At 68.8% G+C, this 20,044-nt stretch carries 22 protein-coding genes, 1 tRNA gene and 1 other RNA gene; 8 read left to right on the forward strand and 16 right to left on the reverse strand.

Annotated elements, in window-relative coordinates; genetic code table 11:
• The first annotated feature begins 53 nt into the window (after window positions 1-53).
• The 3 genes from EON91_RS00725 to EON91_RS00735 are packed head-to-tail and all read left to right on the forward strand — an operon-like array spanning window position 54 to window position 3,627.
• Entirely contained in the window at window positions 54-1,196 is a 1,143-nt protein-coding gene (locus tag EON91_RS00725) for a glycosyltransferase family 4 protein (RefSeq protein ID WP_292090911.1), read from the forward strand.
• Entirely contained in the window at window positions 1,193-2,566 is a 1,374-nt protein-coding gene (locus EON91_RS00730) for a flippase (protein WP_292090912.1), read from the forward strand. The genes EON91_RS00725 and EON91_RS00730 overlap by 4 nt, the downstream gene beginning before the upstream one ends.
• Entirely contained in the window at window positions 2,563-3,627 is a 1,065-nt protein-coding gene (locus EON91_RS00735; protein ID WP_292090913.1) for an EpsG family protein, read from the forward strand. The genes EON91_RS00730 and EON91_RS00735 overlap by 4 nt, the downstream gene beginning before the upstream one ends.
• Here EON91_RS00735 and EON91_RS00740 read toward each other — a convergent pair.
• Both EON91_RS00740 and EON91_RS00745 read right to left on the reverse strand, forming a co-directional pair.
• Window positions 3,595-5,025 (reverse strand): AMP-binding protein, encoded by a 1,431-nt coding sequence (locus EON91_RS00740; protein ID WP_292090914.1) that lies wholly within the window; start codon window positions 5,023-5,025, stop codon window positions 3,595-3,597. The genes EON91_RS00735 and EON91_RS00740 overlap by 33 nt on opposite strands.
• 12 nt (window positions 5,026-5,037) lie before the next feature.
• Window positions 5,038-6,342, reverse strand: coding sequence for a sugar transferase (locus EON91_RS00745; protein ID WP_292090915.1), 1,305 nt, complete (start codon window positions 6,340-6,342; stop codon window positions 5,038-5,040).
• Between the two features lie 124 nt (window positions 6,343-6,466).
• Here EON91_RS00745 and EON91_RS00750 point away from each other — a divergent pair, with 124 nt between their 5' ends.
• A complete protein-coding gene (locus tag EON91_RS00750; RefSeq protein ID WP_292090917.1) occupies window positions 6,467-6,760 on the forward strand; it encodes a hypothetical protein in 294 nt (97 codons plus the stop codon).
• Window positions 6,761-6,806: 46 nt separating this feature from the next.
• A tRNA-Gly gene (locus tag EON91_RS00755) sits at window positions 6,807-6,880 on the forward strand.
• Window positions 6,881-6,943: 63 nt separating this feature from the next.
• Here the strand turns inward: EON91_RS00755 and EON91_RS00760 are convergent.
• From EON91_RS00760 to EON91_RS00785, 6 genes are all read right to left on the reverse strand, one after another.
• On the reverse strand, window positions 6,944-7,897 hold the full coding sequence (locus EON91_RS00760) for a TraB/GumN family protein (RefSeq protein WP_292090919.1): 954 nt from the start codon (window positions 7,895-7,897) through the stop codon (window positions 6,944-6,946).
• Window positions 7,898-7,956: 59 nt separating this feature from the next.
• Entirely contained in the window at window positions 7,957-8,148 is a 192-nt protein-coding gene (locus EON91_RS00765) for a helix-turn-helix transcriptional regulator (protein ID WP_292090920.1), read from the reverse strand.
• 10 nt (window positions 8,149-8,158) lie between these two features.
• Entirely contained in the window at window positions 8,159-8,599 is a 441-nt protein-coding gene (locus EON91_RS00770) for a hypothetical protein (RefSeq protein ID WP_292090922.1), read from the reverse strand.
• Window positions 8,600-8,675: 76 nt separating this feature from the next.
• Window positions 8,676-9,890, reverse strand: coding sequence for a DNA recombination protein RmuC (locus EON91_RS00775; protein WP_292090923.1), 1,215 nt, complete (start codon window positions 9,888-9,890; stop codon window positions 8,676-8,678).
• A 44-nt stretch (window positions 9,891-9,934) separates the two neighbouring features.
• Window positions 9,935-10,552: a recombination mediator RecR gene (gene recR, locus EON91_RS00780; protein WP_292090924.1), complete on the reverse strand. Its 618-nt coding sequence runs from the start codon at window positions 10,550-10,552 to the stop codon at window positions 9,935-9,937.
• On the reverse strand, window positions 10,552-10,881 hold the full coding sequence (locus tag EON91_RS00785; protein WP_292090953.1) for a YbaB/EbfC family nucleoid-associated protein: 330 nt from the start codon (window positions 10,879-10,881) through the stop codon (window positions 10,552-10,554). Before EON91_RS00785 ends, recR begins: the two co-directional genes overlap by 1 nt.
• Window positions 10,882-11,047: 166 nt before the next feature.
• Here EON91_RS00785 and EON91_RS00790 point away from each other — a divergent pair, with 166 nt between their 5' ends.
• The gene (locus EON91_RS00790; RefSeq protein ID WP_292090926.1) at window positions 11,048-11,662 is read left to right on the forward strand and encodes a malonic semialdehyde reductase; all 615 of its coding nucleotides are present in this window, start codon (window positions 11,048-11,050) and stop codon (window positions 11,660-11,662) included.
• On the opposite strand, the gene EON91_RS00795 is transcribed toward EON91_RS00790, so the two are convergent.
• The 4 genes from EON91_RS00795 to EON91_RS00810 form a co-directional block, all read right to left on the reverse strand.
• The gene (locus tag EON91_RS00795; protein WP_292090928.1) at window positions 11,659-13,533 is read right to left on the reverse strand and encodes a DNA polymerase III subunit gamma/tau; all 1,875 of its coding nucleotides are present in this window, start codon (window positions 13,531-13,533) and stop codon (window positions 11,659-11,661) included. The genes EON91_RS00790 and EON91_RS00795 overlap by 4 nt on opposite strands.
• 53 nt (window positions 13,534-13,586) lie before the next feature.
• Window positions 13,587-13,976, reverse strand: coding sequence for a DUF3597 domain-containing protein (locus EON91_RS00800; protein ID WP_292090929.1), 390 nt, complete (start codon window positions 13,974-13,976; stop codon window positions 13,587-13,589).
• A 125-nt stretch (window positions 13,977-14,101) separates the two neighbouring features.
• An RNA gene (gene ffs / locus EON91_RS00805) (signal recognition particle sRNA small type) lies at window positions 14,102-14,195 on the reverse strand.
• Window positions 14,196-14,224: 29 nt separating this feature from the next.
• A complete protein-coding gene (locus EON91_RS00810) occupies window positions 14,225-14,584 on the reverse strand; it encodes a hypothetical protein (protein ID WP_292090930.1) in 360 nt (119 codons plus the stop codon).
• A gap of 36 nt (window positions 14,585-14,620) precedes the next feature.
• Between EON91_RS00810 and nudC the strand changes: the two genes are divergently transcribed.
• Entirely contained in the window at window positions 14,621-15,559 is a 939-nt protein-coding gene (nudC, locus tag EON91_RS00815) for an NAD(+) diphosphatase (protein ID WP_292090931.1), read from the forward strand.
• Here the strand turns inward: nudC and EON91_RS00820 are convergent.
• Complete coding sequence (locus tag EON91_RS00820) at window positions 15,544-16,005, reverse strand: hypothetical protein (RefSeq protein ID WP_292090932.1); 462 nt, start codon at window positions 16,003-16,005, stop codon at window positions 15,544-15,546. The genes nudC and EON91_RS00820 overlap by 16 nt on opposite strands.
• 86 nt (window positions 16,006-16,091) lie before the next feature.
• A complete protein-coding gene (locus tag EON91_RS00825) occupies window positions 16,092-16,814 on the reverse strand; it encodes a 3-deoxy-manno-octulosonate cytidylyltransferase (protein ID WP_292090933.1) in 723 nt (240 codons plus the stop codon).
• Window positions 16,815-16,956: 142 nt separating this feature from the next.
• On the opposite strand from EON91_RS00825, the gene EON91_RS00830 reads away from it, so the two are divergent.
• On the forward strand, window positions 16,957-17,649 hold the full coding sequence (locus tag EON91_RS00830; RefSeq protein ID WP_292090934.1) for a cytochrome c family protein: 693 nt from the start codon (window positions 16,957-16,959) through the stop codon (window positions 17,647-17,649).
• A gap of 60 nt (window positions 17,650-17,709) precedes the next feature.
• Here EON91_RS00830 and EON91_RS00835 read toward each other — a convergent pair whose 3' ends face one another.
• Window positions 17,710-18,570, reverse strand: a complete 861-nt coding sequence (locus tag EON91_RS00835) for an NlpC/P60 family protein (RefSeq protein ID WP_292090935.1) — start codon at window positions 18,568-18,570, stop codon at window positions 17,710-17,712.
• A 69-nt stretch (window positions 18,571-18,639) separates the two neighbouring features.
• Window positions 18,640-20,019 carry a leucyl aminopeptidase family protein gene (locus EON91_RS00840; protein WP_292090937.1) on the reverse strand — a complete coding sequence of 460 codons (1,380 nt, stop codon included), beginning with the start codon at window positions 20,017-20,019 and terminating at the stop codon, window positions 18,640-18,642.
• Window positions 20,020-20,044: the final 25 nt, after the last annotated feature.

Raw genomic sequence — 20,044 nt, forward strand, 5'->3', positions numbered from 1 at the left:
TCCCGCCTGGCCTAGAAGCCCCGCAGAACTTCGTTCGGGGGGACGAAAGCCATATGCTGGCGCGGACGAAGACCATCCTGTTTCTGGGCGCCGACGCTGCCTATCTGCACGCGTTTCGCGGGGCGCTGATGCAGGATTTCCGCGCGCGAGGCTGGCGCGTGCTGGCCGTCGCCGCGCCGCTGGGCGGGTTCGATCCGGCCCGCTTCACCGACATGGAGGTCGAGTTTCACCCCTGGCCGCTGGGCAAGGCGACGCTGGACCCCTTGGCCGATATCGGCCCGGTATGGTCGCTGTGGAGACTGCTGCGACGCGAACGTCCCGACGTCCTGTTCGCTCACACGATCAAGGCGGTGATCTATGGTCTGATCCTGGCCCGGCTGGCGGGGGTCAGGCGGCGCACCGCCATGATTCCTGGCCTGGGCTACGCCTTCGCCGAGGGCGGCGGGATCAAGCAGAAGATCATCGGCCTGATAGGGCGGCTGGGCTATCGCGCGGCCCTGTCCGGCGCCCAGATGGTGGTGTTTCAGAACCCCGACGACCGCGACCTGCTGCGGGCGACCGGCGCCATGGCGGCCTCGACACCGACCGGCCTGGTCAACGGCTCGGGCGTGGACATGAGCCAGTATGCGCCCGGCCCCTGGCCCGACGGGCCGCCGCGCTTCGTCATGGTCGCCCGCCTGTTGCGCGACAAGGGCGTGCATGAGTTCGTCGAGGCCGCCCGCCGCGTCCGCGCCCACATCCCCGACGCCCGTTTCGTGCTGGTCGGTGGGACCGACGCCAACCCCGCCGCCGTGCCCCAGAGCCAGATCGACGCCTGGGTGGCCGAGGGCCTGATCGAGGCGCGCGGCCGCGTGCCCGACCCCCGCGCCGAATACGCCGCCGCCCATGTCGCCGTCCTGCCCTCCTATTACCGCGAGGGCTGTCCCCGCGTGAATCTGGAGGCGATGGCCATGGCCCGCCCCCTGATCACCACCGACTGGGTCGGTTGCCGCGAGACCGTCGTCGATGGGGTCAACGGCCTGATGATCCCCGTCCGCGACGCCCCCGCCCTGGCCGACGCCATGCTGACCCTGGCCCGCGACCTACCCCGCGCCCGCGCCATGGGCCAGGCCGGCCTGCAACTATGCCGCCAGCGGTTCGAGCTGGGCGCCGTCACCCGCGCGACGGTGGATTTGATCGAGGGCAAGACGGTATGAGCGACGCCGCCTCCGGCCGACTGTCGCGCCTGACCGCCCTGATCGCCGGCAACGGCCTGCGCGCGCGGTTGCTGCGCGGTGGTATGGGCAGCCTGATGGTTCGCGTGACCTCAATGGGACTGACGCTGCTGCTGGCCATGGTGCTGGCTCGCGCGCTGGGGGCCGAGGGCTACGGAACCTATGCCTATGTCTTCGCCCTGGTGTCATTGCTGGCGACGCCCGCCCAGCTGGGCCTGCCGACGCTGGTGGTTCGGGAAACGGCGAAGGCTGAGGCTGTCGGCGACCTGGGGTTGATCCGGGGCGTGTGGCGCTGGTCGGGTCGGCTGGCGGCGGGGCTGTCGCTGAGCCTCGCGCTCACGGGCGGCTTGGCGGCGCTGGTCTTCGTCGGGCGGATACCGGCGAACGATATGGCGACCTGGGCCTGGGGTCTGGTGCTGGTGCCGGTGATCGCAGCCGCCAATCTGAAGGGCGCGGCCCTCCAGGGTCTGGGCCGGGTTGTGCTGGGCCAACTGCAAGAGTTCATCCTGCGGCCCGGCCTGCACATCGCCTTGGTGCTGGCCGCCCTGCTGCTGGCCGGATCGCTGTCACCCGCGCGAGCCATGAGCCTGCACGTCGCCGCCGCCCTGGTCGGCCTGATTGTCACCCTGTGGCTGCTGCGCCGAGCGCGGCCGCAGGGTCTGTCCGCTTCGCCCATAGACACCACGCAGAAGCCCCGATGGCTCGCCACCACCCTGCCGCTGGCGGCGCTGGCTGGCATGCAGACGATCAACCTTCATCTGGGCGTGCTGATGATGGGGCCCCTGGCGACGGTCGAGGATGTCGGCGTCTATCGCATCGTCATGCAGGGCGGGACGCTGCTGGCGTTCGGCGGTCACGCCATCGCCCTAGCCGTCGCGCCGACTCTGGCCCGGCTGCATGCGCTGGGTGAGACGCGTCGCCTGCAAAAGGTCGCCGCCCTGTGCTCGGCCGCCGTGACCATCCTTACTGTGCCCATCGCCATCGTCTTCGTAGTGTGGGGCGATCGCGTGCTGGGCCTGGCCTTCGGATCTGAGTTCGCCCGGGGCCATACAGCGCTGGCGATCGTCGCCGTGGGCCGCGTCGTCCATGCCGCTTTCGGCAGCGTCTCGACCTTGCTGACCATGACCGGCCATGAGCGCGAGGCCAGCCGCGGCCTGGCCATCTCGGTCGTCGCCAACGCCGTGCTGAACCTGGCCCTGATCCCGAGCTATGGCCTGGCCGGAGCCGCGGTCGCCTCGGTGCTGACGCTGATGATCTGGAACCTGCTGCTGTGGCGTGACGCCCGGCGACTGGTCGGCGTCGATTCCAGCCTGTTCGGCCTCATCGCCCTCCGCACCAGGAATCAGACATGATCATCTATTGGGCCATGTTTGCGGTCGCCGGACTGGCGGCGCTGGCCGATTTTCGCCCCGACGTGGCGCGGCGCGCCGGCGGTGAGGCGGGGTGGCTGCTGACCTGGGTCGCGCTGACCCTTATCATCGGCTTCCGCTTCGAGGTGGGGCCCGACTGGGTCTCGTATCTGCGCATCCACAACTATGCGGCGCGCATCGATCTGGTTGACGCCATTGGGTACAGCGACCCCGGCTACAGCGTCGTCAACTGGATCTCCGCCCGGCTGGGCTGGGGCATCTATGGGGTGAACCTGTTCTGCGGCGCGGTGTTCTCCGCCGGGCTGATCGCCTTCTGCCGGACCCTGCCGCGCCCGGCCCTGGCGCTGGCCGTCGCCGTGCCGTCGCTCGTGATCGTGGCGGCCATGGGCTATTCGCGCCAGGGCACCGCCATCGGCCTGGCGTTGTTCGCCCTGATCGCCCTGTCGCGAAAGCGGCCGCTGCGGTTCGTGATGTGGATCCTGTTTGCGTCGCTGTTCCACCGATCGGCGGTGATCCTGCTGCCGCTGGTGGCCATGGTCACGGGGCGCGGCCGTATCTGGAGCATCGCCGGCATCGTCATCATGCTGGGCCTGCTCTATACGACCTGGATCGCGGATCGGGCGGACCTGTACGTCCAGCGCTATGTCGTGGCCCGCAACTATTCGTCGGAAGGCGCCCTGATCCGGGTGGTGATGAACGCCGCGCCGGCCATCCTCTTCCTGCTGCTACGCCGCCGCTTTGCGCTGGAGCCGCAAGTGGAGCGGTTGTGGACCTGGATGAGCCTGCTATCGCTGGTGACACTGGTGGCGCTGTGGGTGTCGCCCTCGACCACCATCGTCGACCGGGTGGCCCTGTATCTGGTGCCGATCCAGTTGTTCGTCTTCGCGTCCCTGCCCGGCGTGATCCGCAGCGAGCGCACGGCCGCCCTGCCGATCATCGCGGCCATCATCGGCGGCTACGGATTGGTGCTGGGCGTCTGGCTGACGATGGCCGAGAACGCCATCGCGTGGCTACCCTACCGGTTCGCCCCGTTCATCGGCTGACGCCGACCGAACGGCCGCTTCGGACAGCCCGATGACGGCTCGCAGCTTGCCGCTGGGACCGCGTGGCAGACGCCGGGCATAGGGAACGAAGCGCACCTCCATCCGACCTAACCGCGCTTCGATCTCCTGCCGCAGACGATCCAGGTGTTCGGGACGGAACTGGGTTGGATCGGGCACATAGCGGACCTCGACCGCATCGGCGCTGATCTGCGCGATTTGCCCTTCGACGATGCTGGAGGGCAGCGCCTTGAACACCGGCGTCAGCCGCCCGACCGGGCCGCGCTCGGGCGAAACGATATAGTCCTCGCGCCGGCCCGTGATCGACAGTAGCCGGCGGAAACCCGGCCGCTGCGTGGTGCGCCCGGCCATCACACCCGTGTCGCCGATGCGATAACGGATCAGCGGATAGGCGTGGGTCGAAAAGCCGGTGACCAGCAGTTCGCCGTCGTCGCCCGGCGCCACGGGTTCGTCCGTGCCGGGGCGCACCACCTCGATGATTCCCGTCGTCGGGAACAGCGCCAGTTCCCCCCCCTCGTCCTCGCAGGCGAAAGGCGCGCCCTCGGATGAGGCGTACTGGTTGCTGACCGGGCAACCAAAAGCCTCGGCGATCACCTCGCGCTGATGGTCTTCCAGCGTCTCGGCGGTCGGCATGACCAGCAGGGGCCGGATACGGCGCTCGTCATTGCGCAGCATGCGTCGCGCAATCAGGGCGATGGATGAAGGATAGCCGTCGATCCGCGCCGGCTGGAACCGCGCCAACGCCTCGATATAACGATCCAGGTTCGCCTCGTGCAGGTGATACGAGGACATCAGCATCTGCGACGCCGCGTAATTGTGGCGCCAGAAGACGCCGTTGCGCTCCGCCTCCGGAAAGATCGTGTGGCCACTGAAACGGACGTTGCGGTCGAAGGGGCCGACGCCGAACCAGCCATAGGCGCGTTCCAGAACGGCGGTGCGGCGGCGCATGTCTTCCAGCGTGACGCCCACGGCCAGCGGCGATCCCGTCGTGCCGCTGGTGTGCATGGGCACCAGATAGCCGGGCGCGGCCGAGGACCGGTAGTCCCCGGTATGACCCCGCAGGGCCGCCTTCTCCAGCACCGGCAAGCGGCGCAGATCATCAAGGCTGTTCAGGCTGTCGGCGCTGACCCTGGCCGCGGCGAAAGCGCGCCCGTGCGCCAGGCTGGTGCGCGCGGCATGTTCAACGAAGGCCCGCAGCAGGCGCAGTTGCAAGGCATCCGCCTCATCCGCGTCCAACCGTTCGGCGGCCGCCAGCTCCGCATCCCGCGCACTATTGCCAAACCCACGCCGCTCCATCCGGAACTGCAGGCCTTTCGCCGTCAACAGTCCGTTCTGAAGCGGGATGGGCAGGCGGCGATAGACGGCGTCAACGGCGGACATGGCGGCTTTCGACTATCGCGCGCCGGAACCGGCGACCAGCGTCCAGGCTGTGCGCAGGATGATCTGCAGGTCCAGCATCAGGGACAGGTTCTTCACATAGTACAGGTCATAGCTCAGCTTGACCCGGGTTTCCTCCAGGTCGCCGGCGTAGCCGGAGCGGACCTGGGCCCAGCCGCTGATGCCGGGGCGGACCATGTTGCGATAGGCGTAGGTCGGCATCTGGCGGACATAGGCCTCGTTCAGGGGCGTCCATTCCGGGCGCGGGCCGATCAGGCTCATGTCGCCCTTCAGCACGTTCCAGAGCTGTGGCAGCTCATCCAGGCGGTAGCGGCGCAGCGCGCGGCCCAGCGGCGTGACCCGGTCGTCGCCGGCGCTGGTCGTGCGCACCTCGTCGCCCGCGGGGCGCATGGAGCGGAATTTGTACATCCGGAACGGGCGGCCGCCGCGCCCGACGCGCTCCTGAACGAACAGCACCGGCCCGCCCATGTTGACGCGAACGGCCAGGGCCGTCGCCAGCACGATGGGCACGACCACCGGGGCGAAGAAGACCACCAGAGCGATGTCCATGATCCGCTTGCCGGTCTCGTACGAGGCGACGGTGCGGTCACCCAGATGCTCGACATGGAAATGCTCGACCGAGGTGCGGCCGCGCGCCTCCTCGATATATTCGGCGACGTGGCGGACCTGGGCGCCGGACAGCATGGCGCGCGACATGGCGGCCGACCATTCCGCGTCCAGCGGCGCATGCATCGGCAGCAGCACCAGATCATAGGCGCTCAGATCCTGATGCGGCGAGGTCACGACATCGCCCAGGGCCGCGACCGAGACGCCGCCGACCACGCCGCCCGAACCTGACCGGTCGACCGCCGCCACCGCGACCCGCAACCCCTTGGCCTGATGGCGCAGGGCCACGGCGATCAGGCCCAGCGTCAGTGAGGCGGCGAAGGCCACCGCCATGATCGAGCGCGAGAAGAAGACCCGCGACCCCAGGATGAACAGGGCCAGCGCCCCATGGAAGAAGAAGGCGGCGTTCCAGCTGCGCGCCAGCTTCAGCCGCACCTGGCCATGGGCGCGCCATGCGGCGGCCAGGACCGCCAGATTGCACAGCCAGTTCAGCGCCAGATGCAGGGTGCGTTCGGCGTCCAGCGGCTCGCCATCGCGCGTCAGCAGCAGGACATAGGTCACGGGCAGCAAGCCCAGCAGCAGACCCAGCACCAGCCCGTGCCACGCCGGCGCCTCGACCCGGACCCGGCCCATCGCAGGGGAAGCCGCGCGGTTCAGCGCGAGCCCCAGCGTGGCATCGTTGCTTGTATCCATGAAGTCCCCCGCGGGCTCCTTGCATCAAGCTTAACGACTTATCAACGCCATAAATAACGCTGGCATCCAAACCGGACCTTAACCTTGGGCGTTTAGGGAACGATGTTGCACCAAGGGCTCACTCATGCGTCACGCGGCTTCGAAACCTTCGACCACCCCTGACACGACGTCCCCCGAGACGGCGACGGGGGCCGTTCGCCCGGCGCCGCGCCCGGCCGAAACCGGCGATGCGCCCCATGCCTCCCCCGCCCGACAGCGCGAAAGCCTGGCCCGGCGGCTGATGGTCGAGAATGAGGTTCAGCGGCCATCGTCGATGAAGATCGCCACCCGCATCCTGATCCTGCTCGGCGCAATCGCCGCCTGTGCGGTCTTCTGGGGATCAGCCGCAGGGATCGTCGGCGAATTGTTCGCGCGCTGAGCTCGCTTGGATTTTACGGGAAATCCGCCTAGATAGTCGGCGCGCCGCGGGCATGATGTAGTGGTAGCCTGGCAGCTTCCCAAGCTGCTCGTGCGGGTTCGATTCCCGCTGCCCGCTCCACCCTTTTCGACAGGGTGAACGGACGACGGGGAAGCGGCGGCGCCCCTCCCCCGATATTCATCCCTACAACCGTTCGGCCAGGACGCCCTGGCGCGCCAGCGCGGCCTGCACGCTGTCCTCGCCCACCAGGTGACCGGCGCCCACGGCGATGAAGGCCGTGCCCGAACCGTCCAGCATGGTTTTGATCTGGCGGGCCCAGTCGGCGTTGCGGCGAACCAGCAGAGCGTCATAGACCGGCCCCCAGGTCTTCATCTCATCGACGATCTCCCGCTTCAGCACGGCGTCGTCGCCGTTGGCCCAGGCGTTGACGATCGCGTCCAGCTTGGCGGGGCCTTCGTCGAAATCGGTCAGGGTCTGGCGCAGGAAATCGGCCTGCACCGCATCCGGCAATCCGGCCAGGAAGCCCAGCTGCTGCTCGACCGTCTCCAGCCCCATCACCGGCTTGCCCGCCTCGACCGCTGCGGCCTTGAGCAGGGGGTCGACGCCGGAGGTCGGGCTGTAGCCGGCCTGCATGATGCCGGCCACGGTGACTTGCAGCGCCGCCATCCACGGCCGCAGGGGCTCGAACGCCGCTCCGGTGGCGCCCAGGCTGCGGGCGACAGCGTCCAGACGCGTCATGTCCTGGGCCGTCATCAGGGTGGACAGACCGCGCCCAGCCTCGGCCATTCCGTATTTCATCATCAGCGGCTGGACCGTCGCCGCCGAGGCTGCATCGACCTCCTTGATCTCCAGATACAGGGTGTCGCTGGCGCGCAGGGCCTGTTCGATCCGCGGCGTCCGCCATTGAGTCTCGGGCCGCATCATGTGGACGGTGCCGAACAGGTACAGGGTCGAGTCGGCGTCGCGCACGACCCACAGCGCCGGCCCTGCCTCGGCCTGTGGCGATGCGGCTGCGGCGGACTGAGCATGGGCGGCCGGGGCCGCGACCACGGCGTAAAGCGCCAGTCCGGCGGCGATGCCGGCCCCCAGCTTGCCGATGACACTGACCGCGCGCGCGGGATTCAAGACGAGTTTCATCATCAAGTCCTTTCGACTCGTGGAGAAGGTTACAGACTAAAAGGCGGAGGGGAGGCTGGTCAGTCTTCGGAGAAGATCGCTTCGATCGGCTTCTCGAACAGCCGCCCGATCTTGAAGGCCAGCGGTAATGAGGGGTCATAGCGTCCCGTCTCCAGCGCATTGACGGTCTGGCGCGAGACACCCAGCCGTTCGGCCAGATCGGCCTGGCTCCAGCTGCGATCGGCACGAAGGCTCTTGAGGTGGTTGTTCATCGCCCGCCCCTCACAGCCGTCGCAGCCACCAGACGCACCAGGCGACGGAATAGCCGATCAGCTCGCAGATCAGGACGAAATAGCCGCCGCCCAGGATCAGATGCTCCGGCGGCGCGGCCCGGATCGAGGCGGGCAGCACGTCGTGAACAAAGCCGAACGCGATGAGCACCGCGGCGGCCAAGCCCATGGCGCAGCTGCCGCCCCACCACCAGGCCCATTTGTGCGCCTCGCGCGCAGCCTCATCGATCTGCCCCCACCACCAGACGCCGGTCGCCAGGGCCACGGCCATGAAGGCGATGCTGACCCCGCCCATCCGCAGCAGGTCCGAACTGTCGACGTCGTGCAGCATCCCCATGGCGACACCGGCCAGGGCGCCCAGGATCAGGGTGGCCACCACTACGACGCCAAAGGCGACGGGTCCGGAGGTGCGGGGCAGAAATCTGGAGGGCATGAAAGGCGCTCGCGGCTAAATGACAATGACGCTTTACATCAGTCAAGGCCTTCGTGTCAAGCAACCTTTCCTTTGATCAGTCTCCGGCGGGCAGAAGCTCGGGGCGGCTCAGGGTGCGCGGCGACTGTTCGACAGCGGGCAGTTCGGGCAGATCCTTGCCCTCGTGGTCAACCTGCAGGTCCTCGAACCGCCGGGCCGAGACCATGACCTGGCTCTCCAACGAGCCGACGAACTGGTTGTATTTGCCGACGGCGGTCTCCAGCGCGCGGCCCACGGCGGCGGCGTGGCCGCCCATGACTGACAGGCGCTTGTAAAGCTCCTTGCCCAGCTTCGCGACGTCCTCGGCGTTCCGGGCCTGCTCCTCGGCGCGCCAGCCATAGGCGACCGCCTTGCACAGGGCGAACAATGTGGTCGGCGTCACGATGACGACGCGCGACGCCATGGCCTGAGTCATCAGGTCCGGCTCATGATCCAGGGCGGCGGCCAGGAAGGCGTCACCGGGCACGAACATGGCGACGAAGTCGGGGCTGGGCTTGAACTGGTCCTGATAGGCCTTGGACGACAGCTGGCGGACGTGGGTCTTCATGCTCGCGGCGGTGCGCAGCGACATGGCGCGGGCCTGCGCCTCCTCGTCACCGTCCGCCTCGTCGGCAAAGGCCAGCGACACCTTGGCGTCGATCACGAACATGCCGCCGCCCGGCAGTTTGACGACGAAGTCCGGCCGCTGCTGGCGCCCCTCTTCGGTGGCCGAGGAGTTCTGCTCCTCGAAATCGAAGCGACCCGCCATGCCGGCGGCCTCCAGCACATTCCGGCAGGTCTGCTCGCCCCAGCGGCCCCGGCGCCCGGTATTGCCCTTCAGCGCCTCGGTCAGGCGGCGCGCCTCGTCACGGGTGGCGGTCGAGGCGGCCATCAACAGCCCCAGTTGCTCCTTCAGCCCACCGGTCTCCTCGGCGCGGGCCTTTTCCAGTGCGGTGACATGGGCCTGGAACTGGCTCAGCGTCTCGGCGACGGGTTTCAGCTGCGCTTCCATCCGCTCACGCGCGACGCGGTCCTGGGCCTGGAAGGTCTCGGTCGCACGGGCCACCAGCTTGGTCGCCACCGCCTCGGCCGACTGCGCCGCCTGGGCTTTCAGGAATTCGCCCATGGCGTCGCGGCTCTCTTCCATCAGCGCCAGCCGATGGTCCGCCGTCGCCAGTTCGCCCCGCGTCCGCTGCCAGCCCATGAAGGCCCAGACAAAACCGCCCCCGGCGACAACCGCGACGACCAGCAGGATCAGTTCAAGCGTGTTCATGCTCCGTTCCTAGACGGAGTCGCGCCCTGTTGGAAGGTTCGCCTCTAGGCCGGCCGTCTGGCTCGCAGCGCCTGAACGATGGTGCCGTCGTCCAGCCAGTCCAGTTCGCCGCCGACCGGCACGCCGCGCGCCAGACTGGTCACTTCGACCCCGGCGGCCGACAGGCGTTCGGCCAGATAGTGGGCCGTGGTCTGGCCGTCGACGGTGGCGGGCAGGGCCAGAACGACCTCCCGCGCCTGGCCGCTCCCCCTCTCGCCGCCTTTGACGCGGCCGATCAGCTCGGCGATCCGCAGCTGTTCCGGCCCGACGCCGTCCAGCGCCGACAGCAGGCCGCCCAGCACATGGTATTTGCCACGAAAGGCGCCCGACCGCTCCATCGCCCACAGGGCGCCCGCTTCCTCGACCACGCAGATCAAGGCGTTGTCGCGCGCGCCGTCGGCACAGATGGAGCAGGGATCGCGCGTATCCGGCGCGCCGCAGACCGAACAGCTGACGACCTTCTCGGCCGTCTCGGCCAGGGACGCCGCCAGCGGGACCAGCAGTTGCTCGCGCCGTTTCAGCAGCGCCAGCGCCGCGCGCCGGGCCGAGCGCGGGCCCATGCCCGGCAGCTTGGCCAGCAGGCTGATGAGCCGTTCGATTTCCGGCCCGGCGGACGCAGCCATCAGAAGAGTTTCGGCATTCCCGGGATGTTCATCCCGGCCATCGGCCCGGCGGCCTCGCGCATCAGGGCGCTGTTGATTTCGTCCAGCTTGCGCTTGGCGTCCGCATGGGCCGCGACAATCAGATCGGCCAGGATCTCGGTCTCGCCGGGGACCATCAGGCTGTCGTCGATCTTCACCGACGTCACTTCGCCCGGCCCCTTGAGCGCCAGGGTCACCAGACCGCCGCCCGAGGTGCCCTCGGCGGTGGTTTCGGCCATTTTCGCCTGGGCGTCCTGCAGCTTTTGCTGCATCGCCTGGGCCTGCTGCATCAGGGCGTTGAGATCTTTCATGTGCCCTAGATAGGCCGAACGCCGCGCCCGCTCCAGACCCTGATCGACCTTGCCGACACCCGTCGTCATCATTTGCAACAGTTTTTGTGTCTGATGGGGTTGAACCGCACCAGAAATCTCCCATTTTGCAACATAATCAGTTGCTGTTTGATCTGGAGGATTTCCCATGGCCTTTGACGCCCTGCCCGCCCGCGATGTCGCGGTGTCCAAACCCGTTCTGGCCCAGCTGTTCACCGAGGCGCGGACCCGCAACGCCTGGTCGGACCGACCGGTGTCCGAGGCCCTGATCCGCCAGTTGTACGACCTGACCAAATTCGGCCCGACGGCGGTCAACATGACCCCCGCCCGCCTGGTCTTCGTGACGTCGCAGGCCGCCAAGGACCGCCTGATCCCGCTGATGAGCGAAGGCAATCAAGCCAAGACGCGCCAGGCGCCGGTCAACGTCATCATCGGCTATGACATCGACTTCCACGACACCCTGCCGCAGCTGTTCCCGCACGCGCCGGGCGCCCGCGACTGGTTCGCCGACGAGGCCGGCCGCCGGGAAGCCGCCTTTCGCAACTCATCGCTACAGGGCGGCTATCTGACGATTGCCGCGCGGGCCCTGGGCCTGGATGTTGGGCCGATGTCCGGCTTCGATACGGCCTCGGTGAAGGCCGAGTTCTTCCCCGAGGGGAACATCGAGCCGAACTTCATCATGAACATCGGCTACGGCACGGACGAGAACCTGTTCCCCCGTTCGCCTCGCCTCGACTTCGATCAGGCGGCGAAGATTCTCTAGTCCTCGTCGTCCACGTCGCCGTCGTCGGGGATGGCGGGCATTTCGACCGACGGCGCCAGCGTCTTGATCTCGCCCAGGGTCGCGCCGGGGAAGGCCGTCATGATCGACACGACAAAGGGGTCCGCCTCGATCGCCGCGCGGCGGGCGACGCGAGCCTTCTTTTCCTGTTCGATCAGGGTCTCGCCGCCGCCCTGGCCGTTGGCGGCGATCAGCCAGGTGCGGCCCGTCCAGTCCGTGAGCCGTCCGGCCAGCCGCCGCGCCAGATCGTGCGGCGCGCCCTGGGCGGGCTCATAGGTGATGGCGCCGGGTCGGAAGGCGACCGGCTTCACATAGCGTTCGACATCCAGTTGCAGCGTGATCTCGCGCTTCTGACCGATCAGGGCGACCACCGCCTCGAACGTCTGGGGATCGGGCAGGGCCGGTTGGGCGATGGGTCGGGCCGCCAGCGCCGCCGAAGCGCCGCCGCCGCCGCGCGGCGCGGCGGAACCACCCCCGCCCACCGGTGAACCGCCAGACTGGATCGCCTTCAGCGCCTCTTCCGGCCCGGGCAGGTCGGCGGCGTAGGCCAGCCGCACGATCGCCATCTCCACCGCATCGGCGGGATTGGGCGCGCGCCGCACCTCGTCCAGCGCCTTTAGCAGCATCTGCCAGGTGCGCGATAACGTCCCGGCCGAGATGGCCGCCCCCAGCGCCGCCAGCTTCTGCGCCTGATCATTCGGCAGGCGGGTCGCGTTCGGCCCCAGCATCTTGGCCACCGAGGCCGCGTGGCAATGCTCCAGCAGGTCGTTGGTCACCTGCACCGGATCGGCGCCATAGCCGTACAGGGTGCGGAAACTCTCCAGCGCCTCGGGCGTCTTGCCCGCCATCACCTGTTCGAACAGGGCGATGGTCTGGGTCCGGTCGGCCAGACCCAGCATGTCGCGAACGACCGTCGTCTGGACGATCTCGCCGCGCTCGCCCTGCACCAGCGCCTGATCCAGCAGCGACAGGCCGTCGCGCACCGATCCCTCGGCCGCGCGTGAGATAAGGGCCAGCGCCTCCTGCTCGATCTTCATCCCCTCGCGGTCGGCGACGCGCGACAGGTGCTCGACCAGAACCTCGGGCTCAACCCGGCGCAGATCAAAACGTTGGCAGCGGCTCAGGATCGTCACCGGCACCTTGCGGATCTCGGTGGTGGCGAAGATGAACTTCGCGTGGGGCGGCGGCTCTTCCAGCGTCTTCAGCAGGGCGTTGAACGCCTGCGTCGACAGCATGTGGACCTCGTCCAGCACATAGACCTTGTAGCGCGCATCAACCGGGGCGTAGCGGACGCTCTCGATGATGTCGCGGATGCCGTCGATGCCGGTGTGGGACGCGGCGTCCATCTCGACCACGTCCATGTGCTGGCCCGCCATGATGGCGGCGTCATGCTTGCCGTGGGCGGTCAGCTCCAGCGAGGGCCGGTCGATGACGTCGGTTTCGTTGTTCAGCGCCCGGGCCAGCAGGCGCGCCGTCGTCGTCTTGCCGACCCCCCGCACGCCGGTCAGCATGAAGGCGTGGGCGATCCGGCCGGTGGCGAAGGCGTTGGTCAGGGTGCGGACCATCGCCTCCTGACCGATCAGGTCCTCAAACGTACGCGGCCGATATTTGCGCGCCAGCACGGTGTAGGCGGCGCCGTCTTCGGCCGGGGCGGGCTCAGCCGCCGCCTGGGTCGGAACGGCCTTGGCGGGGGCAACGGGCTTCGTAGCGGGCTCGGACGCGACGACGGCTTCAGGCTCCGGCGCGGCAGGCGGCGCGCCGAACATGTCGTCGGTGTTGGGGTCGCGCTCCTCGACTTCGGGCGCGTCCTCCTCCCACGGGGGACCATCGAGACTCGGATCGGCGTCGCTCATGCCCCTGTCTTAACGCGAGAGGGCGCAACTGCGCACCCCCTCGCGACGCGCGCCTACAGATCGCTGGGGATTTGCCCGCCGTTATCGCGAATCTTCTGAATCACCTGCTGGTGCAGCCAGATGTTCATGGCCGCGCTGTCGGACTTGTCGCCCGTATAGCCCAGTTCGTCCGCCAACTGCTTGCGCTCGGCCAGCGAGCTCTCAAAGCCCAGCAGCTTCATCAGATCGACGATCGAGGTGCGCCAGTTCAGCTTCTGGTCCCGCTGATCATTCATGAAGTCCAGAATGCCGGCGACATCGACGTTCTCGATCGTCGGCGCAGGCTGGGCCGCAGGCGCGGCTGCCGGGGTCGCCGACGGCGCCGCCGGAGCCGGAGCTGCGGGGGTCGCGGGCGCGCTCTTCTTCTTGAAGATGCCGCCAAGGATATTGCCGAGGATGCTCATGGGTCGCTCCTGTGTCCGAAGCGACAGGAGCGGTCGAACCGGTGTGACGGTTCCGAATACAGGGAGCACAAACGCGCTCAGGCAGTCCGACACCGCGTGTCGGACGATAGCGCCCTGACAATAAAGGAGGTGGAGACCGCGACCCGAAGGTGAATTCGTTGTGGCTGCTGCCTTCCGGCCCTGACCAGATTGGCGAAGCCTTCGCCCGCGATCTCCGAGAGGGGATATGACCGTCCCGGCCGCCGGAATCAAGACTCGCCGTTGCACACGAGGGATTCCACCCGCATCGGCGTGGGGTTGTAGACGACGTGGATCACGCCGCAGCCGCCGTCCAGCACGTCATAGGGCGGCGGTCCGGGCAACAGGACGCGCCCCGCCTCCAGCCCCTGAACCATCGACGGCTGCACCAGAAGGCCGTGCAGCAGGTGTCCGTCCATCCACCAGGCGCGGGCGTAGCTGTCCATCGGATCGGAGCCGGTCGGCAGGACCAGGCTCTGCTCCAGACGTTCAATCGTCGGCTTGAACGCCTCGACCCACGAGGTGGGGGTCCACGGCGCCGGTTCGGTCAATGACTGGCTCATGAGGGCGGCGATAAGAGCGGAACGCATATGGGCCTATCCTGTCCGGCGGTGCTATCAGGCGTCATGGTTCTTTCTCCCGTCAACACCTTCGCCGGCAATCCGCTGGATCGCGCCGGTGACCTGCGCAACGACGCGGCCTGGCTGGCCGAGCAGGAGGCCAATCCCGAGGCGCTGGCCATGGTGCTGTGGGAAGGGAGCCCGCTGATTGAGGACGGTCCCGATGGCCCTCGTCTGGCCTGGCTGTCCTTGGCCCATGCGCGTGACATGGTTCCCGATCGTGACCTGTATCTGGGCCAGTGGAAGAACGCACCGGTGTTCGCCGTCGAGTTCGAAGGGTCCATCGATCCCGGCAGCGGCCCGCTCGCGGGTCTGGGCGTGTTTCATGACATGCGAACGGCGGCCAGCCTGCTGCCGGGACCCGAAGCGGCGATGGCAGGCGGGGCCAAGAGTCTGTTCGACTGGCGACGTCGGCACGGCTTCTGCGCCGCCTGCGGTCAGGCCAGCGAGACCGCGAGCGGCGGCTGGAAGCGGATCTGCCCCGCCTGCGCGACCGAACATTTCCCGCGCGTCGATCCTGTCACCATCATGCTGATCGTGCACAGGGGCCCGGAGGGCGAGCGCGCCCTGCTGGGCCGTCAGGCGGCCTGGCCCGAGGGCCGGATGTCGGCCCTCGCCGGTTTCCTGGAGCCCGGGGAATCGATCGAGGAAGCCTGCGCCCGCGAGGTGAAGGAAGAGGCCGGCCTGAACGTCACCGCGGTGCGCTATCATTCCAGCCAGCCCTGGCCCTTCCCGTCGCAACTGATGATCGGCCTGATCGCCCGGGTCGATTCCGACGACGCGCGCCCGGACCAGACGGAACTGGAATCCGTCGCCTGGCTGACCCGCGACGAGATGCGCGCCGTGCTGGCGGACACCCACGCCATCAAGCCGCCGCCGCCCATCGCCATCGCCCGCACCCTGATGCAGGCATGGGTGGACGACCAGGATCAGTCCAGCTTGTAGACCTTGGCCTGGCTCAGGCAGGTCGCGGCGCCGCAGGCGGTCATGCCCAGGGTGGCGCGAAAGCCCGCGCCCGGCTCCGCCTGGAAGGTTACGACCGGGGTATCGTCGTCCAGAATGTCCTGGCCCACCAGTTCGCCATCGGCGGTGGTCAGGCGGATATCCAGATCGCCGCACGATTCATCGCAAACGCCCACGATCATGTAGGAGCCGCCGGCCACCTCGAAATCCAGATCGCCCGTCGTGCCCTGCGCCAGCTGATGGCCACCGGCGACCTCTTCGGCCGGATCGATCTGGTGCTCGGTGCGAACGGCCTCCTCGACCTTGGCGAACAGGGCGTCCAGCAGCGCCTGACCGGCCAGTTGCGCCGGCTGGGCCGACGGGGCGGCCGACTGAGGCGCAACCGCCAGAGACAGGGCGGCAAGGGCGGCGGCGAAAACTGTGGTCATGGGACCCTCCAATCGTAGGAATCCCGTTTGGCACATCGCCGGATCGCAGGGGGAAACCGTGCGTCCAGCTTGCGACCAGTTGCGGTTCAGGCCAGCGCGCGCGCCGCCTCCAGATCGGCCGGATTGTCCACGGACAGGGGGGCGGTTTCGATGACGGCGGCCCAGATCTGCAGACCCATCTCCAGCGCCCGCAACTGCTCCAGCTTCTCGCGCTGCTCCAGCGGCGACGGGGCGGCGGCGCAGAATTGCATCAGCGCCTCGCGGCGATAGCCGTACAGGCCGATATGGCGCCACACCGGCCCGTCGCCGTACAGGGTCGAGCGGGTGAAATAGAGGGCGCGGCCGTGATCGACGCCCGGCGCCAGGCTCAGCACCGCCTTCACCACATCCGGGTTGCTTCGGTCCGACACGTCGCTTTCTGCCGCCACCAGGGTCGCGATGTCGCAGGCCGGTTCCCGTTCCAGCAGTTGGGCGCACGAGCGGGCCAGATCCGGATCGGCGAACGGCATGTCGCCCTGAAGATTGATGATCGCCTCGTGCACGCCCTCGGGGTCGATGGCCTCGACCGCCGCGCGGATGCGGTCCGAACCGCTGGGCAGGGCCGGATCGGTCAGCACCGCCTGGCCCCCCGCCGCCTGAACGGCCTCGACGATCTCGGGATCGCCTGCCGCCACGGCGACGCGGAAGCCGGACTTCATCGCCTGTTCCCAGGCCCGCACGATCATCGGCTTGCCGCCGATATCCGCCAGCGGCTTGCCCGGCAGACGGGTCGCGGCCATGCGAGCGGGTATCAATATCAACGGATTCATCGGCTTCTCGACGTCCTGCGACGCCCGGACGTGTCCGGGCCGGTTGCGAAGGTCGCGCTAGCGTGTAAGAGACGCCCACGCAAGGATACGCCCGAGCGCCGCCTGCGCGGCCAGGGCCTCAGAGACGGGATGCGACGACGCGATGAGCGGCGATCTGAAGTTGAACAAGATCATGGGCGCGGGCCTGGCGACGGCTTTCGTCATCCTGGTGGTCCAGCAGGTGTCTGGCGCGGTCTATCACACCAAGGCCCCTGAAAAGATGGGCTACTTCGTTGATGCGCCGGACGAGGCTGCGGCGGGCGCCGAAGTCGTTCTGCCGACCGACTGGGGCACGGTCCTGCCGGTCGCCGACGTGGCCGCCGGCCAGGCCGCCTTCGCGCGCTGCCAGGCCTGCCACACCGTCAACTCGGGCGGCGCGGACGGCATCGGTCCGAACCTGTTCGGCGTCGTTGGCGGCCCGGTCATGCACCGCGCGGGCTTCGCCTATTCGGACGCCATGTCCAAGCACAAGGCCGAGGCGCCGACCTGGGGCTATGACGAGCTGGATCATTTCCTGACCGCACCGGGCCGCTATGTTCCGGGCACCAAGATGTCGTTCGCCGGCATCCGCGACACCAACACCCGCACCAACCTGATCGCCTGGCTGCGCCAGCAAGGCTCGGGCGGTTACGCCGTTCCGGCGCCGGATCCCGCGCGCCAGCCGGGCGCCGTCGCGCCGGCCGAGGGTGCGGTTCCGGCCGAAGGCGCCGCCGCCACCGAAGCAGGCTCGGCTCCGGCTCCCGAAGCCGCCGCCCCGGCCACGACCGAAACGACCACGCCGTCGGCCGACCACTAGGACCTTCGGACATTCGATTATGGGAAGGGCGGCCTGCGGGCCGCCTTTTCTGTTTGGGGTTCAGCCGATGACGCGGCGGAACACCGGGGCGTCGAACCCGTCGGCGCGATAGCGGGCGTCGGCCTCGGCCAGATTTTCGACCGCCACGGCGCCGTGCGCGCCGCTGGCATGGATCAGGCGATTCGCATCCAGCATGACACCGGCATGCCCGCCCCACGGCTGCACCGCCGCCGCGCTCCAGACGATCAGATCGCCGCGCGCAGGCGTCCGGGTCGCCCGGCCCAGCAGCGCCTGCTGATGGGCATAGCGCGACCCGGCCAGGCCACAGGCATAGAGCGCCTGTTGCACCAGACCCGAACAGTCCGTCCCCTCGCCCGAACGCCCGCCCGGAACATGGGCCACGCCTGTCAGCCGTTCGGCCGCCGTGGCCAGGTCGGTGTCGAATTCGTTGAAGTCCGCCAGATCGGCGGCGGCGATCCAGCCCAGCCCCTCGACCTGAACCACGCCCTGACGGTCGGCCGTCCGACGCACCAGGGCGTTGAGGCTGAGCGTCGCCAGCGGGCGCCCGCCATCGGGCGTCGCGAACACCTCGGCCCGTGCGACCGTGATGCGATGTGTCGGCAGGGCGGTGGACGGGCCAAGGGCGGCGCGGCTGACCCAGCCGATCACGCCGTCGCGGCGCGCCCGGCCCCAGACGACGTCGCCTTGCGCGTCCAGCACGTCGAAAATCTCGCCAAAAACCAGTTGGTCGATCCGCTCGCCCTGCGGCGCATCGAGGATTTCAGTCATCGCCACGACGCAGCGCAGCGCCTCGGTCGCCCGATAGGCGTCGGCGCGCACAAGGCCTTCCACGGCCAGTTCGGCCAGGTCGGGCCGGGCCAGGGCGGCGCCGGGATCAATCAGGGCGAGGGCGTCGGACAAACGGCGTCTCGTGCGGTTGAGCCCACCGTCCTACGCCTGCGATCCCCAAGGGGGCGTTAACAGCCTTGGCTATTGGACGAAACGATCGCTCAGATAGCGGAACACCGCCCGCAAACCCTGCGCCTCGCCGCCCTCGGGCCAGCCCGGCCGGGTGCGCGGGTTCCAGGCGAAGATGTCCAGATGCGCCCAGGCGCCTGTGGTCGGCGCGAACTTCTGCAGGAACAGCGCCGCTGTCACCGACCCGGCCTGCGCCCAGGGCGCCGAATCGTTACGCACATCAGCGATCTCGCTGTCGATCGAGGCGCGGTAACCGGCCCACAGGGGCATGCGCCACAGCGGATCGCCCACCTCGCCCGCCGCCTTCAGCAGGCCGGCCGCCAGCGCCTCGTCATCGGTATACAGGGGCGGCAATTCCGGCCCCAGCGCCATGCGCGCGGCGCCGGTCAGGGTGGCGAAATCGATGGTCAGGTCCGGCGCATGCTCGCCAGCCCGCGTCAGGGCGTCGGCCAGGATCAAACGTCCCTCGGCGTCGGTATTGCCGATCTCGATGGTCAGGCCCTTGCGGCTGTTCAGGATGTCGCCCGGCCGGAAGGCGTCGGCCGACACCGCATTCTCGACCGCCGCCACGATCACCACCAGCCGCACGGGCAAGTCGGCCTGCATCACCAGCCGCCCCAGCGCCAGGGCGTGGGCCGAACCGCCCATGTCCTTCTTCATATTGCGCATGCCGGCAGCCGGTTTCAGGTCCAGCCCGCCGGTGTCGAACACCACCCCCTTGCCGACCAGTGCCACCAGCGGCAGTTCGGTCCGGTCCAGCTTCCAGCCGATCTCGATCAGGCGCGGCGCCCGATGCGGCGCGGCGGCGCGGCCGACGGCATGCACCGCAGGATAGTTCTCTTCCAGCAGGGCGTCGCCCGTCGTCACGGTGATATGGGCGCCGGCGCTCTCGGCGATCTCGCGGGCGATGGTCTCGATCTGCAGCGGCCCCATGTCGGCGGCCGGGGTATCGACCATTTCGCGCGCCAGGGCGCAGGCGGCGGCGATCCGCAGCGTCGCCGCCCCGTCCACGCCGTCCGGCGCGACCAGCCGCACCGCCTCGCGATCAGGCCGGGCCTTGTAGCGGTCGAAGCGATAGGCCCCCAGCACAAAGGCCTCGGCCACCCGCGCCGCCGCCTCGCCGTTCACGCCGTCCAGCCGGTACAGTCCCCCCGGCAGCCGCGCCGCCAATCCGCGCGCACTGGCCGGATCGAACCGTTCACCCGCCCCGAACAGCACTTCGGACAGCACCCCGTCCGCGTCCGGAACCAGCAGCACCTGCCCCGCCTTGCCGGTGAAGTCGTTGGCGCGGGTCCAGGCGGTCTCGGGCGCGCCGTCGCCCGCGATCACCACGCGCACAGGCACGGCGCCGCTGCTGTCGCGGGCCAGGATGTCGGGGTGCAGGGCGGACATGGCGACCTTTCCGGCCCTGTCGGAC

This window comes from Brevundimonas sp., assembly GCF_004210735.1.
GTDB lineage: Bacteria > Pseudomonadota > Alphaproteobacteria > Caulobacterales > Caulobacteraceae > Brevundimonas.